10 protein-coding genes are annotated in these 16,808 nt (G+C 37.3%); 7 read left to right on the forward strand and 3 right to left on the reverse strand.

Translation table 11 applies throughout. From position 1 onward, the window contains the following. Window positions 1-52 precede the first annotated feature (52 nt). A complete protein-coding gene (gene mfd / locus ESU54_RS01115) occupies window positions 53-3,394 on the forward strand; it encodes a transcription-repair coupling factor (protein ID WP_111842951.1) in 3,342 nt (1,113 codons plus the stop codon). On the opposite strand, the gene ESU54_RS01120 is transcribed toward mfd, so the two are convergent. Then, window positions 3,395-4,930 (reverse strand): T9SS type A sorting domain-containing protein, encoded by a 1,536-nt coding sequence (locus ESU54_RS01120; RefSeq protein WP_111842950.1) that lies wholly within the window; start codon window positions 4,928-4,930, stop codon window positions 3,395-3,397. A gap of 223 nt (window positions 4,931-5,153) precedes the next feature. On the opposite strand from ESU54_RS01120, the gene ESU54_RS01125 reads away from it, so the two are divergent. Further along, window positions 5,154-5,972: a helix-turn-helix domain-containing protein gene (locus tag ESU54_RS01125; RefSeq protein WP_111842949.1), complete on the forward strand. Its 819-nt coding sequence runs from the start codon at window positions 5,154-5,156 to the stop codon at window positions 5,970-5,972. On the opposite strand, the gene ESU54_RS01130 is transcribed toward ESU54_RS01125, so the two are convergent. Together ESU54_RS01130 and ESU54_RS01135 are read right to left on the reverse strand one after the other, a co-directional pair. Beyond that, window positions 5,969-6,331 carry a YraN family protein gene (locus ESU54_RS01130; RefSeq protein WP_111842948.1) on the reverse strand — a complete coding sequence of 121 codons (363 nt, stop codon included), beginning with the start codon at window positions 6,329-6,331 and terminating at the stop codon, window positions 5,969-5,971. The two genes, ESU54_RS01125 and ESU54_RS01130, sit on opposite strands and share 4 nt — an antisense overlap. A 36-nt stretch (window positions 6,332-6,367) precedes the next feature. Further along, window positions 6,368-7,264: a S66 peptidase family protein gene (locus ESU54_RS01135; RefSeq protein ID WP_111842947.1), complete on the reverse strand. Its 897-nt coding sequence runs from the start codon at window positions 7,262-7,264 to the stop codon at window positions 6,368-6,370. Between the two features lie 459 nt (window positions 7,265-7,723). Here ESU54_RS01135 and ESU54_RS01140 point away from each other — a divergent pair, with 459 nt between their 5' ends. The 5 genes from ESU54_RS01140 (at window position 7,724) to ESU54_RS01160 (ending at window position 16,742) form a co-directional block, all read left to right on the forward strand. Beyond that, entirely contained in the window at window positions 7,724-9,190 is a 1,467-nt protein-coding gene (locus ESU54_RS01140) for a DUF1800 domain-containing protein (RefSeq protein ID WP_111842946.1), read from the forward strand. Between the two features lie 8 nt (window positions 9,191-9,198). Next, the gene (locus ESU54_RS01145) at window positions 9,199-10,818 is read left to right on the forward strand and encodes a DUF1501 domain-containing protein (protein ID WP_111842945.1); all 1,620 of its coding nucleotides are present in this window, start codon (window positions 9,199-9,201) and stop codon (window positions 10,816-10,818) included. A gap of 192 nt (window positions 10,819-11,010) precedes the next feature. Further along, complete coding sequence (gene metG, locus ESU54_RS01150; RefSeq protein WP_111842944.1) at window positions 11,011-13,086, forward strand: methionine--tRNA ligase; 2,076 nt, start codon at window positions 11,011-11,013, stop codon at window positions 13,084-13,086. A 44-nt stretch (window positions 13,087-13,130) separates the two neighbouring features. Next, window positions 13,131-14,597 (forward strand): hypothetical protein, encoded by a 1,467-nt coding sequence (locus tag ESU54_RS01155; RefSeq protein ID WP_111842943.1) that lies wholly within the window; start codon window positions 13,131-13,133, stop codon window positions 14,595-14,597. A gap of 9 nt (window positions 14,598-14,606) precedes the next feature. Beyond that, a complete protein-coding gene (locus ESU54_RS01160) occupies window positions 14,607-16,742 on the forward strand; it encodes a Tex family protein (protein WP_111842942.1) in 2,136 nt (711 codons plus the stop codon). The last annotated feature ends 66 nt before the right edge of the window (window positions 16,743-16,808 follow it).

Here is a 16,808-nt window from a genome sequence, read left to right on the forward strand (position 1 = left end):
AGTTGAATTTTGCTCTTTATAAAATAAAGCTACGTACTATCTTTGCCGCTCGATGAGCAAAACACTCGTTACTTCACTTTATTCAAAGTCTTCGCAAACACGAAAACTGGGGGATACTATTGCCGAATCCCAATCAAACATTTCAGTTTCTGGCCTTGTAGGCTCTTCGCTTTCACTGGTTTTGGCTGAGGTTTTTAAAACTTCGGAATCACCTTTTCTTTTAATTTTTAATGATAAAGAAGAAGCGGCCTATCATTTAAACGATTTGGAAAATCTTTTAGGCGACAAAAATGTGCTGTTCTACCCTGGAAGTTATAGGCGTCCGTACCAAATTGAAGAGACAGATAATGCCAATGTTCTGCTGCGGAGCGAGGTTTTAAACCGAATAAATTCTCGGAAAAAACCTGCATTGATTGTTACCTATCCCGAAGCGCTTTTTGAAAAAGTAGTTACACGAAAAGAACTAGAACGAAACACTTTAAAAATTGCAGTAAGCGACCAACTTTCCATAGATTTTGTGAACGAAGTTTTGTTTGAATACAATTTCAAACGGACCGATTTTGTTACCGAACCGGGTGAATTTTCAGTGCGTGGGGGAATTTTGGATGTGTTCAGTTTCAGTAATGATGAACCCTATCGAATTGAATTTTTTGGTGATGAAGTGGACAGCATTCGCACCTTTGATGTGGAAACACAGCTTTCATTGGAACAAGTTAAAAAGGTTTCCATCATTCCAAATGTGGAAAACAAAATGATAGATGAAAACCGCGAAAGTTTTCTGAAATACATTGCTTCCAAAACGATTGTTTTCCTTAAAAATGAAGAACTTTTCAGCAGTGCTATCGACAATCTATTCAAAAAAGCAACTGACGCTTTTAATGCAATCGATTCGGAAATTAAACGCGCAAAACCTTCGGAATTATTCTGTACTTCAGAATTGTTGAACCAGCAACTTGAAGATTTTACTGAAGTTCATATAAAAAACGGATCAGTTTCAGATTCAACATCAATTTCATTTGATACCAAACCACAACCGTCTTTCAATAAACAATTCAATCTGCTGATTGAAAATTTGAATGAAAACACAGAAAACGGTTTTAAAAACTACATTTTCTGCAGTAGCGAACAGCAGGCAAAACGTTTTCACGACATTTTTGAAGATGCTGAACAGCATGTGGAACAATTTGAAACCATTCTGTTTCCGCTATTCCAGGGTTTTATAGACGATGATTTAAAAATTGTTTGCTACACAGATCATCAAATTTTTGAGCGGTACCATAAGTTCCAACTGAAAAATGGATACGCCAAAAAACAGGCAATCACTTTAAAGGAAATCACCAATCTTGAAGTTGGCGATTATGTTACGCACATTGACCACGGAATTGGGAAATTTGGTGGTTTGCAGAAGATTGATGTTGAAGGAAAAATGCAGGAAGCCATCAAACTTTTTTATGGCGAACGCGATATTTTATACCTCAGCATTCATTCGCTTCACAAGATTTCAAAATACAATGGCAAGGACGGAAGAGAGCCCAAAATCTACAAGCTAGGTAGCGATGCGTGGAAAAAACTGAAGCAAAAAACCAAAACGCGCGTTAAGGAAATCGCTTTCAATTTAATTGAACTATATGCAAAACGCCGTACTTTAAAAGGTTTCGCCTTCGATCCAGATAGCTATTTACAAGCCGAATTGGAATCTTCCTTTATTTATGAAGACACGCCAGACCAAATCACTGCTACCGAAGACGTAAAAAAAGATATGGAAAACGAGCGGCCGATGGACCGTTTGGTTTGTGGCGACGTGGGTTTTGGAAAAACTGAAGTTGCTATTCGCGCTGCTTTCAAAGCGGTTGACAACGGTAAACAAGTTGCTATTTTGGTGCCGACAACTATTTTGGCGTTTCAGCATTTCAAAACTTTTACAGAACGACTTTCCGCAATGCCCGTAAAAGTTGATTATTTAAACCGTTTTAGAACCGCCAAAGAACGCAAAATAGTCCTTGAAGGCCTGAAAGATGGAAGATTGGATATTGTTATTGGCACCCATCAATTGGTCAGCAAATCGGTTGAATTTAAAGATTTGGGGCTTTTAATTATTGATGAGGAACAGAAGTTTGGCGTTGGTGTAAAAGATAAATTGAAAACCATTAAGGAAAACGTGGATACACTGACTTTGACGGCTACACCAATTCCGCGTACGCTTCAGTTCAGTTTGATGGCTGCGCGCGATCTTTCGGTAATTACTACTCCGCCGCCCAACCGTTATCCCGTGGAAACTCACGTTGTGCGGTTTGGGGAAGAAAACATTCGCGATGCGGTTCGGTATGAAATTTCGCGTGGCGGGCAGGTTTTCTTTGTTCACAACCGAATTGAAAACATAAAAGAAGTTGCTGGAATGATTCAACGTTTGGTTCCCGATGCAAAAATTGGTATCGGTCACGGGCAAATGGAAGGAAAAAAACTTGAAGATTTGATGCTTCGGTTTATGAATAATGAATTCGACGTTTTGGTTTCTACAACCATTATTGAAAGCGGTCTCGACGTCCCGAATGCGAATACCATTTTTATCAATAACGCCAATAATTTTGGGCTTTCAGATTTGCACCAAATGCGCGGTCGCGTAGGCCGAAGCAACAAAAAAGCATTCTGTTATTTTATCACTCCAGAATATTCTGCAATGACGGATGAAGCTCGAAAACGAATTACCGCTTTGGAACAATTTTCAGAATTGGGAAGCGGTATCAACATTGCAATGAAGGATTTGGAAATTCGCGGTGCGGGAGATTTATTGGGCGGTGAACAGAGTGGATTTATCAATGAAATAGGTTTTGAAACCTATCAAAAAATCCTAGCTGAAGCCATCGATGAATTGAAAGAAAAAGAATTCAAAAATCTTTACGATGAAACCGAAGGGCCTAAGAAAAGTTTCGTAAAAGAAATGACGATTGATACCGATTTCGAATTGCTGTTTCCGGATGATTACGTAAACAACATTACCGAAAGACTCAACCTTTACACAAAATTGAACGAGCTGAAAAATGAAGCAGATCTTCAAAAATTCGAAAAAGAATTATTGGATCGTTTTGGAGAATTGCCAAAACAGGCAGAAGATTTGCTTAATAGCGTGCGCATAAAATGGATTGCAATTTCTATGGGCTTGGAGCGTGTTATTATGAAACAGAAAAAACTCGTTGGATATTTTGTGGCAGATCAAATGAGCGGTTTTTATCAAAGCGAAGCTTTTTCCAAAGTTTTGCAATACGTGCAAAGCCATCCACAAAAAGTAACGATGAAAGAAAAACAAACCCGAAACGGATTAAGGTTGTTGTTGACTTTTGAGGGAATTTCTTCAGTGGATAAAGCACTTCGTGCTTTGGAGTCTTTTTCGGAATAACTATTCTCGCTTTATTATAAATTTTTGTGTGTCTGCAATATCTTTGGAAATGATTTTAGCCAAATATGTTCCTTCAGGTAAGCTTGATATATTTATTTGGAATTGAGAATCATTTATTGTTTTTAGAAATACTTGTTGACCTAATGAATTATAAATAATTATACGTTTAACAGGAAATTTCGAATTTATTTTCAATATTTCTGAAACAGGATTTGGATATAAAATAATATGCTTATCAAATTCAGTAATATCTAAAATATTCGATTCCAATTTTACAATCCAATAGTCAGCTCCGCCTTTATTTTCCGATACATCCCCATCAATAGACTCGCTTCTGCCACATAATGCAATACTATTATCTGACGTTAATGTAAAATCTGCTGGCAAATCCCAATTTGAGCCACCATAACATTTTGTCCAAATTATTGAACCAGAACTATTTGTTTTGACTAACCAATAATCAAAGCCCCCATAATTGTTGGAAACATGACCGTCATTTGATCCTGTATAGCCTGAAATTATATAATCTCCATTTGGGGCTTGTTCAATATTCGTCACAAAATCTTCTAATGTTCCTCCAAATGACTTTTCCCATTGAATATTTCCTGATCCAGATAATTTCAGTATCCAAAAATCCCTTGCCCCATAATTTATTGAAACATCACCATCTAAAGACTTGGAATGTCCCCCCAAAATAAATCCACCATCCTGAGTAAGATCTATGCTTTTTAAGCTATCTTCTAATGAACCTCCGAATGTTTTTTCCCATTCAATAGAGCCAATGGAACTCAATTTTACTACCCAATAATCATAGCCTCCGTGATTGAAACTAACATCCCCATCATTCGAAGTTGTGATTCCTGCTACAATATATGATCCATCAGCAAGTTGAAGAATACGATATGCCCATTCATTATCCGAACCTCCATAATTTTTTTCCCATTCTATTAAACCAGTACTGCTAATTTTAATAATCCAATAATCTACTCCTCCATTATTGTTAGACACATCTCCGTCATTAGAGGAGGTATTCGCGGCTATTATATATCCTCCCTCTAATGTTTGTATAATATTATGACCGGTTTCATTTGAAGTTCCTCCATAAGACTTTTCCCACTCAATATTTCCCTCTGAATCCAATTTAACAACCCAAATATCGCTAGCGCCGTGGTTGAAAGTTACATCACCGTCAGAGGAACTCGTGAAGCCTGAAGCCATATACCCACCGTCCATAGTTTGTAAAATACTATATGCAGTGTCTCCACGACTTCCACCAAGGGATTTTTGCCATTCTAATTGTCCGTTAGATGAAATCTTAACAATCCAATAATCTCCATTGCCATGGTTCAATGTTAAATCTCCATCATCACTGCGTGAATTACCAGCAATTACATAACCATTATCGGCTGTTTGAAAAATACTTGAGGGTAAATCAAATTTAGAACCGCCATAAGATTTTTCCCATTCTATAGAAGGAGCCTGAGAGAATACTGTAGTAAATATTAATAATAGGAAGGGATATATTATAAACTTCATAGATAACCACGTTTTGAGTAAATTTATTGATTTTAAATGAGAAACAAATTAATTATTTTTGAAGAAATTACATTTTTCAAAAAAGCGTCTCTGGGTTTGTAACTATTCTAGAAATAAAGCCCTTAAAATTGGCAAATGTCGGGTAAATGTCGTGTGAAATACACTTGAAAATATTGCACTATATTTACTGCCATCGTACTATTGCTTCATAAAATTTTAAACAATGAAACAACCAGAACTCGGCCGCAAACTTTTGGAACTTCGCAAGCAAAAAGGTTTTACGCAGGAAGAACTTGTGGAGCAATGCAATATTAATGTACGGACAATTCAACGAATTGAGGCCGGTGAGGTTATGCCGCGAAGTTTTACACTTAAAACAATATTAAGTGTCTTGGGCGAGGATTTGGAAAATATGCAAAAATCTGAAGCTTCCCATATAGAAAATTTCGATTTAAATGAAGTTACATATTCATCATTTTATCTAAAACTTGCCTGGATTTGTGGATTGATTTATTTTCTTTCAGGCTTTGTAGAATTTGCCGTTGACTATGCCAGATTTTATGAAGATGAATTGATAATTCCCAAAGCCGCATACATCAGTATGAAATTTATTGTAATGATTGCATACATTTATTTCTTGTGGGGCTTTGTTTTGAGCGGTAAAATCTTCAACAATTATTTACTGAAAATAGGTGCTTTCTTTTTAATTGGGACTACCATTTTATTTTATGGCTATGATATGGTTTCGCTTTACTTGGAGCCATTTTATACTGAATATGTTATGGTAACACAATCTATTTTCTGTGGAATTGGCAGTATTATTTTTGGTTTTGCATTGATGCGATTGAAAGAACCTCTCGGGAAAATTCCGGAAATAGCTGGGGGATTTGAAATAGTAAGCGGTATATTGTTTTCAATTGTTTTTATGGCTTGGTTGGGACTCCTCTTTTTAATTCCGGCTGTGATTTTGCAAATAATTTTGCTCTATAAAATTGAGGAATTTGTAAAAAAGGAAAGAGATTCCCGTCTTCAAAAGAATTAAAAATGATAAAAAGCATTTTCAAAATGCTCCAATTTTTCAACTTTTTGGTTTTTTAAAATTGCGATAATATCGAACCGCACTTCCACATCAAGTTCATTTGAAACAATATATTCATTGGCAGCTTTTACCAAAAGCTTGATTTTTGCAGGTGTAACAAAACTCTGTGGATCGCCGAAAAAGTCACTATTGCGTGTTTTTACTTCCACAATTACAAGGGTATCTTCTTCTTTTTGGGCTATAATGTCAATCTCGGCTTTATCAAAAAAGAAATTACGTCGCAGAATTTTATAGCCACTGCGAAGCAAATATTGCGCGGCTATTTCTTCACCTATTTTTCCGAGTTCGTTGTGCGTTGCCATTTTGATTAACGATTAACGATTTTTGATTGTCGAATTTTAAAATTGAAATTTAATTTTTGATGGTTGTATATCTATTTTGATTTCCCGTCCGAAAATTAACGCTCGATTATCAGGAATGTGTCCAGATGGAAAATTTAAGATCACGGGATAATTGTAGTCTTTTACCAATTCCATAATAATTTCTTCTGCCGTTTTTCCAAAGTAAACTTTATTGTCCTTCATTTGCGTCATTCCACCAATGACGAGGGCTTTTAAATTTTTTAGATAACCGCTGCGCTTCAAATTAATCATCATTCTATCAATATGGTACAGCATCTCATCAAGATCTTCAATAAAAAGAATTTTGCCGTCGGTTTCCATTTCCGAAGCACTTCCGCAAAGCGAATAAAGCACCGAAAGATTTCCACCGATAAGTTCTCCTGAATAAATTCCAGACGAAGCAAAGTAATCTTTGTGCGAAATTTCTATGCTATAATCTTCCCCAAACAAGGCTTTCCGAATAGATTCGGTAGTTTCGGGGCTTTTATTTTCTATTTCCAAGCACATCTGCGCATGCAGCGTCTCAATTCCAAAGTTATGTATATGTGAATGTAAAACCGTAACATCACTATACCCAATAATCCATTTTGGGTATTTTTTGAAAGTTGAAAAGTTCAATTTATCAATTATTCTGACCGTTCCGTAACCGCCTCGGGCGCACCAAATTGCCTTTATATTTGGATTATCAAGCATTTGCTGAAAATCTGATGCGCGAAGGTCGTCGCTTCCGGCAAACTGGTTTTCTTCGGCTTCGATGGTATCTCCAATAATGGCTTTTAAACCCCAATTTTCAATTAATTTTAATGCAGGCTGCAGTTCTTTTTCTGAAATTTTCCGCGCCGTTGAAACAATGGCAACGGTATCGCCTTTATGTAAAAATGGAGGTGTGAGCATAAATCTGATTAAAAGTTTTAAAGTACTAAAAATTTAACTTTTGAGTTAAAATGATAACGAACTATTGATAAAAGATTAATAATCTGCAAATTTAGAACAACAAACCTAACATTCTCACTGTTAGTAGAAACAATTGGCAATCCCTCGTGAAATGAATAACTCACTAACTCTTTTCTAGGGGGAATTTTTGGAGAACATTGCCGACAAACCCTATTGAACATGGACTGGCCCTCCTCTTTTACCAAGTTTTATTTTTACAGAATCACCTTGGGAGGATGCCTAAATTCTAACTTAAATAACCCAAATATCTTATATTTTTAATAGAGTAGGAATTTTCATTCGTAAAATTTTTGACTCTAGAATACTAAAATCCAGACTTTTAAGTTAATATTATGTTAGAATGTATTAAAGTCTTTTATAGATTAATACTTTTGGCGCCAAACCAAACAAAAAACTTTAATGGAAACAATTGCTACCCCCACTTGCAATAGTTCCACACTTGCTCCTTTTGAGCCATCTTCCCAGAATCCGTGGGATACACGTAAGATCAATCACGTGTACCGCCGCCTTGGTTTTGGGGCTTCACAAGATGATGTGGATGCCGCACTCTCGCTAAACCCGGGACAATTTATTAATTCGCTTGTAGATACTGCGCAGAACATGCCACCAACCCCGACGCCGTATTGGGGTTACTATTCCAACAATGATTTTCCGGACTACGAGACCCAAAACTTCGCATTTTTTGAACAATGGCGGTTACAGACTACCAAAGACCTTCTGGAAGAAAACCTTCGCGGGAGGCTTGCATTCTTTTGGATGAACCATTTTGTGACCCGTTTTGGGGTCTATTTTCATTCACCCTACGCATTTCAGTATTACCATATGATGCAAGTTCATGCCTTGGGAAATTTTAAGGAACTTACTCGGGCGGTAGGTATAAACCCTGCCATGTTGATTTTTCTTAATGGGTATGAAAACACCAACTATAGCCCTAATGAAAATTATGCTCGGGAGTTGTATGAACTCTTTACCCTTGGCGAAGGCAATGGGTATACTCAAAACGACATTACCGAAACTGCTAGGGCACTAACGGGATATAATGAATGGGACGACGAAAACGGTGCCATTTATTTTGACCCCCAATCTTTTGACGATGGTATAAAAACCATTTTTGGACAAACCGGAAATTGGGGTTATGATGATGTTGTGGACATCCTGTTTCAGGAGAAGGGTTCTGAAATTGCATATTATATATGTGAAAAGCTATACAAATTTTTTGTGAGCCCAGCTACGGACAACATTGGACAAACCATTATCCAAGAATTAGCACAAACATTGATCAACAATAATTTTGAGATGGTCCCAATGTTGAAAAAATTGTTCAAAAGCCAACATTTTTTTGATGAATACGCTGTGGCTGTTGTGATTAAAAGTCCTTTTGACGTGGTATTGAATTTTATGAAAGAAACAGACTTTTATTACAATAACACTATACTCAATGCCCTGATCTATTATATGGGACTAGTAGGGCAGGAAATTTACGATCCCGTGGATGTAGCAGGGTGGCAACGTGATGAATCATGGATAAACGCCTCAACACTCACCGGCCGCTGGGCGCTGATAGATGAATATATAGACTATCTAGACCAAAATGGCTACGACAGTATATTTGTGGACTTGGCGAAAGCACTTACTAACAATAGCAAGGACCCATACTTTATTACCAAAACACTTGTGGATCATTTTATGTGCAAAGAATTATACACGCTATCAGATTATGACATAGCAACAGTCATCTTTAAGTGGGAAGTACCACAGAATTACTATGATCAGGGCATCTGGGATTTAGACTTCAATTCCGCTCCTTATCAAGTTTCAATTCTGCTGAAACACATTGCAAGAATGCCCGAATTTCAACTTAAATAAGTAGCCTCATGTGTAAAAATCATACTATCCCCGAAAAAAATACGTCAAAAGGTGAAAAAAATATTCACGATAAAGAGCACTCCACCTGGAACAGACGCTCTTTTATTCAGGCTTTAGGTTTGGCTGGTGCTGGTGGCATCATGCTTGGTCACGCCTCTATTGCTGCGTCCAAACCATCACCTCTTTCGGTAGCTTTGGCAGCAAGTGAAAATGAAAATATTTTGGTCATTATCCGTCTAAAAGGTGGAAATGATGGACTTAACACTATAGTCCCAGTTTATGACTATGCTACCTATGCCAATTTGCGCCCTAACATTCGTCATCAACAAAGCAATTTGATAAATTTGAACGCAGATTTTGCCATCCCTAATTATATGAGCGCTCTTGAATCTGTTTGGGGTGATGGAAAAATGAAGGTAATCCATGGTGTGGGGTATCCACAACAAAATCTCTCTCATTTCCGTTCTGCAGCAATCTGGGCTTCTACAGACGATATAAACGTGGAACCTACAGGATGGTGGGGCCGATATTATGAAGACCTATACCCAGATTATTTGATAAACCCACCAGAAGTTCCGCCAGCAGTACAAATAGGAAGTATTGGAGATCTTATTTTTGAAGGCAATGACAGTAATTATGCCTTTTCTGTTGCCAACACCGAACAATTGGCAAACGTTGCACAAAATGGTGTTCAGCACAATGTAACCGATTTGCCGGATTGCGTCTATGGAGATAAACTCTTGTTTATGCGTGCCACTACAAACACAACGGTTAGGTATTCTTCTGTTATCAATGATGCCTATTTGGCATCAAGCAACAGTTCTTCTTATAGTGATGAAGACCTTGCAAAACAATTGGCCATCGTTGCCCGATTGATAAAAGGAAACTTGGGCACTAAAGTATATATGGTTACTTTGGATGGTTTTGACACACACGCTAACCAAGTAGATGCCCAAAGGGCATTGTTGGAAGACCTTTCAGATTCCATCAAGGATTTTTATGATGACCTTGCCGCTACCGGAATGGATGACAAAGTTTTGACCATGACCATTTCAGAATTTGGACGTAGGCCCTATGAAAATGGTTCTAACGGTACCGACCACGGAGCAGCCTCACCAGTTATGTTGTTTGGTGCTGGATTAGATGGAAATGGATTTGTGGGCACCCACCCAAACCTTACCGAATGGGACGCCAATGACAATCTTATACCGACATCCGATTTTCGAGACATATATTCCACCGTTTTAACGGAGTGGTTCTGCTTGGACCCTTCTGTAGTAAGTACTATTTTGCTTAACCAGACCTACCAAACTTTGAATATGGGAATTACTTGTCAGTCTTTGTCGAATACTGATTTTAGCGACACTACCCGCTTTGTACATATACCTATTTACCAAAACAACCGTACCCTTATTGAAATAAATATGCCCAATACAGCGAATGTTGACATCAGGCTGTACGATATGATGGGAAGAGAAGTAGGTTTGTTGGAAAACAAAATATTGTACCCTGGAAAATACAGTATAGACGTTAAGGAAAAAGTCAAGACACGACTTTCCTACGGACAGTACATTTACCGTATTTCAACTGGAGGACAATTTTATAGTAAATCTATACAGATTAGGTAATATTTTATAAAACCCTTTTATTGAAAAGCTTCCTATATTTTGGGAAGCTTTTTTAGTTTAAGATTTTCGATTAGGGGAAATTCTAAATCTCAAACAACTAAAGGAATGTAAAACAGGGCGCTGGTTTCCGAAGATAAAATACCTATTTTTGTGACTTCTAAATTAATTAATATAGGTTTTCAAAAAATAGATATGGACCAAGACCCAAAACGCTATACCATTACCGCTGCATTGCCATATACCAACGGCCCCGTGCACATTGGCCATTTGGCAGGGGTGTATGTGCCAGCGGATATTTATGCACGTTACCAGCGTCTTCAAAACAAAGATGTTGCCTTTATCTGCGGAAGCGATGAACACGGAGTGCCAATTACCATAAAAGCAAAAAAAGAAGGCATCACACCACAGCAAGTGGTTGATAAATACCACGCCATCATCAAAAAGAGTTTTGCCGATTTTGGAATTTCCTTTGATAATTATTCACGCACTTCTGCGGAAATCCACCATAAAACCGCTTCGGAATTTTTCAAAAAATTATACGAAGATGGAAAATTTATTGAAGAAGTAACCGAGCAATTATATGACGAAGAAGCCAACCAGTTTTTGGCAGACCGTTTTATAATTGGCACTTGCCCGAAATGTGGTTTTGAAGAAAGCTATGGAGACCAATGCGAAAACTGCGGAACTAGCCATAATGCTACCGATTTGATAAATCCGCGAAGTGCAATTTCAGGAAATAAGCCTATTCTGAAAGAAACAAAACACTGGTTTTTGCCTTTGAATGAATACGAAGATTTCTTAAAACAATGGATTCTCGTGGATCACAAAAAAGACTGGAAAACAAATGTGTATGGTCAGTGCAAAAGCTGGATTGACGACGGTTTACGCCCTCGTGCAGTAACCCGCGATTTGGATTGGGGAATTCCAGTACCCATAAAAGGAGCCGAAGGAAAAGTGCTTTACGTTTGGTTTGATGCACCGATTGGCTATATTTCCTCAACTAAAGAATGGGCCGAACGTGAAGGCAAAAACTGGGAAGATTATTGGAAAGACGAAAACACCAAAATGCTTCATTTTATAGGGAAGGACAACATCGTTTTCCATTGTATTATTTTTCCCGCTATGTTAAAAGCTGAAGGAAGTTACATTCTTCCTGATAATGTTCCGGCAAACGAATTTTTGAACCTTGAAGGCAACAAAATCTCAACTAGTAAAAACTGGGCAGTTTGGCTGCACGAATATTTAGAGGATTTTCCAAACCAGCAGGATGTGTTGCGTTATACTTTAACTGCAAACGCTCCCGAAACAAAGGATAACGACTTTACTTGGGCTGATTTTCAAGCCCGAAATAATAATGAATTGGTTGCCATCTTCGGGAATTTCATAAACCGAGTGATGGTTTTGACCGATAAATATTACGAAGGAATCGTGCCAAATGCAGGACCGTTTTCAGAAGTTGACGAACAGACTTTAAGCGAATTGAAAGCCTATCCAACGGTGATTGCAAGCTCGCTGGAGCGTTACCGCTTCCGTGAGGCACAGGGAGAATTGATGAATGTTGCCCGTCTTGGAAACAAATATCTTGCCGATGAAGAGCCATGGAAAACCATCAAAACCGATGAAGAGCGAACCAAAACCGTGATGTATGTTGCGTTGCAAATTGCTTCTGCCTTGGCAGTTTTGAGTGAACCGTTTTTACCGTTTACATCAGATAAATTGAAAAACATGCTCAATATTCGGTCAAATGCAACCGAAACCTCACTGAAATGGGACGACGTTTCTTCCAAATCAGAATTACTAAATCCAGGCCATAAAGTGGACAAAGCCGAATTGCTTTTCAGCAAGATAGAAGACGAACAAATTCAACAACAACTAGATAAATTACAAGCAAGCAAAAAGATGAATGAGATTGCCAACAAAAAAGTAACATCACAAAAAGAAACCATTCAATTTGATGATTTTACAAAACTCGATATGCGAGTGGGAACAATCATTGAAGCTGAAAAAATGCCAAAAGCAAATAAACTTTTAGTTCTAAAAGTTGATACAGGAATTGACGTGCGTACTATTGTTTCAGGTATTGCGGAAAGTTTCAAGCCAGAAGATATTGTTGGTAAAAAAGTTACTGTTTTGGTAAATCTCGCACCGCGGGCACTTCGTGGCGTGGAAAGCCAAGGAATGATTTTGATGACGGAAAATGCGGAAGGGAAACTTGTTTTTGTAAATCCTGGAGAAGAAGGAGTTGATAATGGGGCGACAATCAATTAACTTTAAATTCATTCAATAAAATTTTCTTCAAATCCTCAAAGTCTATGTTTTTAAGAATAATTTTTTTTTCAACTTTTTGTATTTTTTCTACAGTAGCACAAACATCCTTTTTAACTATTCCGAACGATTTAAAAACTCGAAATAAATCGCCAAAAGATGCTTTTGCAGTGGTAGATGATGAAAATAATACGTTTGCGATTTTTTTGGATGATGATAAAACTCTAAATGGATATTTATATTCCGAAGATCTTAAACCTATAGGAAAATTTGCTTCAAATGGGTTGCCAAAAATTTATACTGAGATTATCGGTCAGACCCTTAAAAATGGACAAATAAGATTGTTTTTGAAGAATGCAAACAATAGAAACTTTGGAAGCGTTCTTTTCGATTTTGAAAGAGAGGCAACAATAGAAACAGAGTATGGATTTAAATTGAATGATGAAATTTTCCTTCAATCACACAGTTTTAAAGACAAATTTTACATACTTACCGTAACCAGGAGAAGTTCAATTCTAAATATTTACACTTTTGATCACGACGGTAAATTTGGTAAGAAAGAGTTTGATTTTAGTGATAAGTTTTTTGGAGATATGCGGAATGACCGTACAAGACTTGACCAACTCTTAACGGAGCGAAGTCAATTTAAAACCGAAGGTACTGTGGTTAAAATTGAAGAATCTAATCCTAACAACATTGCTATTACCAGTAATGTTTGCAAAGTTTATGATCGCGGAGAGACCTTTATTTTAACCATTGACGAAGGAATGCTCTACACTTATATTTTTGAATTTGTTGTTCCAAATTTAACTGTAAGTTTGAAAGCAATTGAAAAAGAACAACTTCCACTTAAAGGTATTTTGGCGTCTAGCAACTCATATTTATACGAAGACAAAATTTTTCAAATCAGTGGTTTAAACGATACTTTGGTTTTTACAGTAAAAAATATTGAAACAAAAGAAGAACTTAAAAGAATTGAACTTTCAAAAGATGAAGAAATTACTTTTAAAAACAGTCCAATTATACAAGAAGGAACTTCTATTAGCTCGGATGGTCGACGAGAGTTGGAAAAGACAGCTCAGTTTCTTCGAAAAATAACTTCAGAGGATATTGGTGTGGCTGTAATTAAGTCCAAGAGCGGTTATCAAGTTACAATGGGGGGCAATAAAGAAATACAACAAACTGGTGGTGGAGCACCCATGATGATGGGCGGCTTTGGTGGTGGAATGCCAATTGGAACAGCTGGAGCCTTTACGGTTTCTTACAATCCCGTATTTTATGCTTTTAATTCCTATAAGCACAACAAATCAACCCGTATTGAATGTGTTTTTAATGATAGTTTTGAGCATGTTGATGGAATAGTTCCAGTGAATGTTTTTGATAAAATCCGAACATATACACTTCGAAATCCCAATGGAAAGGCAGAAAACGTATTCAAAATGAATGATTTTTTTATTTATGGAAAATATAATTCCAAAGAAGATACTTATGAACTTTTTAAATTTTCAGAATAACTTCTAAAAATGAACAACCTTCTTCAATACATAACCTCTCAAACCCAGCTTCCCTCAAAAAGCATAGAAAACACAGTCAAACTTTTAAACGAAGATTGCACCATTCCTTTCATTTCCCGCTACCGGAAAGAATTGACAGGAAATCTGGATGAGGTTCAAATTGGCGATATTGTAAAATTCAAAGAACAGTTTGAAGCGCTGGAAAAGCGGAAAGTTGCAATCTTAAAATCTTTGGAAGAACAGGAGGTCTTAACTGCCGAACTTCGGAAAAAAATTGAAGAAGCTACAGATTTAATCGCTTTGGAAGACTTGTATTTGCCGTACAAAAAGAAGCGAAAAACAAAGGCAGATACAGCACGCGAAAACGGTTTGGAGCCTTTGGCGAAAATTTTAATGGTGCAGACCCGAAGTATCTCGAGTTCCGATATTTCTTCACTTGCTTCAAAATATATAAAAGGCGAAGTAATTTCCGAAGAAGAAGCTTTGGAAGGCGCACGACACATTATTGCCGAATGGATCAACGAACGCACCGATATTCGGAATATGCTGCGTCACCAATTGGAGCGTTTTGCAGCGATTTCAACCAAAGTTATAAAGAAGCTTGAAGACGATGAAAAAGCGCAGAAATTCCGTGATTACTTTGATTGGAATGAAGCTTTAAACCGAATTCCTTCACACAGATTATTGGCAATACTACGTGCAACTTCCGAAGGTTTTATTCGCCAGAAAATAGAAATTGATGATGAAAAAGCAATCTCAAAAATTGAAGATCGCGTTGTAAAACTAAACGATGCGGCTTCAAAACAAATAAAACTTGCAATTGAAGATAGCTACAAACGGCTTTTGCTTCCGGCACTTTCAAACGAAGCACTTTCCGCCGCAAAGGAAAAAGCAGATGAAACCGCAATTAATGTTTTCGCCAAAAACTTAAAACAACTTTTACTAGGTTCGCCTTTGGGTGAAAAGCGTGTTTTGGCAATCGATCCTGGTTTTAGATCAGGCTGTAAAGTGGTTTGCTTAGATGCTCAAGGCGGTTTACAGCATAATGAAACAATCTATCCGCACGCACCAAAAAATGATCTTAAAGGTGCGATGAAGAAGATTAGTTCACTCGCAGATGCCCATAAAATTGAAGCAATTGCAATCGGAAACGGAACGGCTTCGCGGGAAACAGAACAGTTCATAAAACGAATTCATTTTAAAAATCCAATACAAGTTTTTGTAGTGAGCGAGGCTGGGGCATCTATATATTCGGCTTCAAAAATTGCGCGCGATGAATTCCCGAATTATGATGTTACTGTGCGAGGCGCAGTATCCATCGGTCGCCGTTTGCAGGATCCTTTGGCGGAACTGGTTAAAATTGATGCTAAATCCATAGGTGTAGGTCAATATCAACACGATGTGGATCAGTCAAAACTGAAAAGTTCGCTGGATACTTCGGTAGAATTATGCGTAAATTCTGTTGGGGTGAATATAAATACCGCAAGCGTTCCTCTATTGAGTTACGTTTCTGGAATAGGCCCGAAATTGGCAGAAAATGTAGTAAACTATCGCGAAGAAAACGGCGCATTCTTTTCGAGAGAAGAAGTTAAGAAAGTTCCACGTTTGGGCGGAAAAGCATTTGAGCAGGCAGCTGGATTTCTACGAATAAAAAATGGTAAAAATCCATTAGACGATTCTTCTGTGCATCCCGAAAGTTATTCGGTGGTCTCAAAAATGGCGAAAGATGTAGGGGTAAAAGTTTCTGAATTGATTGGAAATAAAGCCCTTCTACAGAAGATAGATTTAGAAAAATACACTTCAGAAAAAATTGGACTTCCCACTTTGCAAGATATTTTAAAGGAACTGGAAAAACCTGGACTTGACATTCGCGAAGAGGCAAAAGTTTTTACATTCAACCAAAACATAAAAACCATAAGCGATTTGCAGGAAGGACAATTACTGCCCGGAATTGTGAACAACATCACTAATTTTGGCTGTTTTGTGGATATAGGGATAAAGGAAAGCGGCCTGATCCACGTTTCAAATCTTGCCGATGCATATGTTTCAGATGTTAGTGAACACGTGCATTTGCACCAACAAATAATAGTAAAAGTGCTAGATGTGGATGTGCCTAGAAAACGAATTCAGTTGAAACTGCACTAATAATTTTCTGAAGGTGTTAATAATTGTTTTATCTAAAATTAAATAGGTTTCTATCAATTATTAAAC

The sequence above is a fragment of the Aequorivita antarctica genome, from assembly GCF_007997155.1.
GTDB lineage: Bacteria > Bacteroidota > Bacteroidia > Flavobacteriales > Flavobacteriaceae > Aequorivita > Aequorivita antarctica.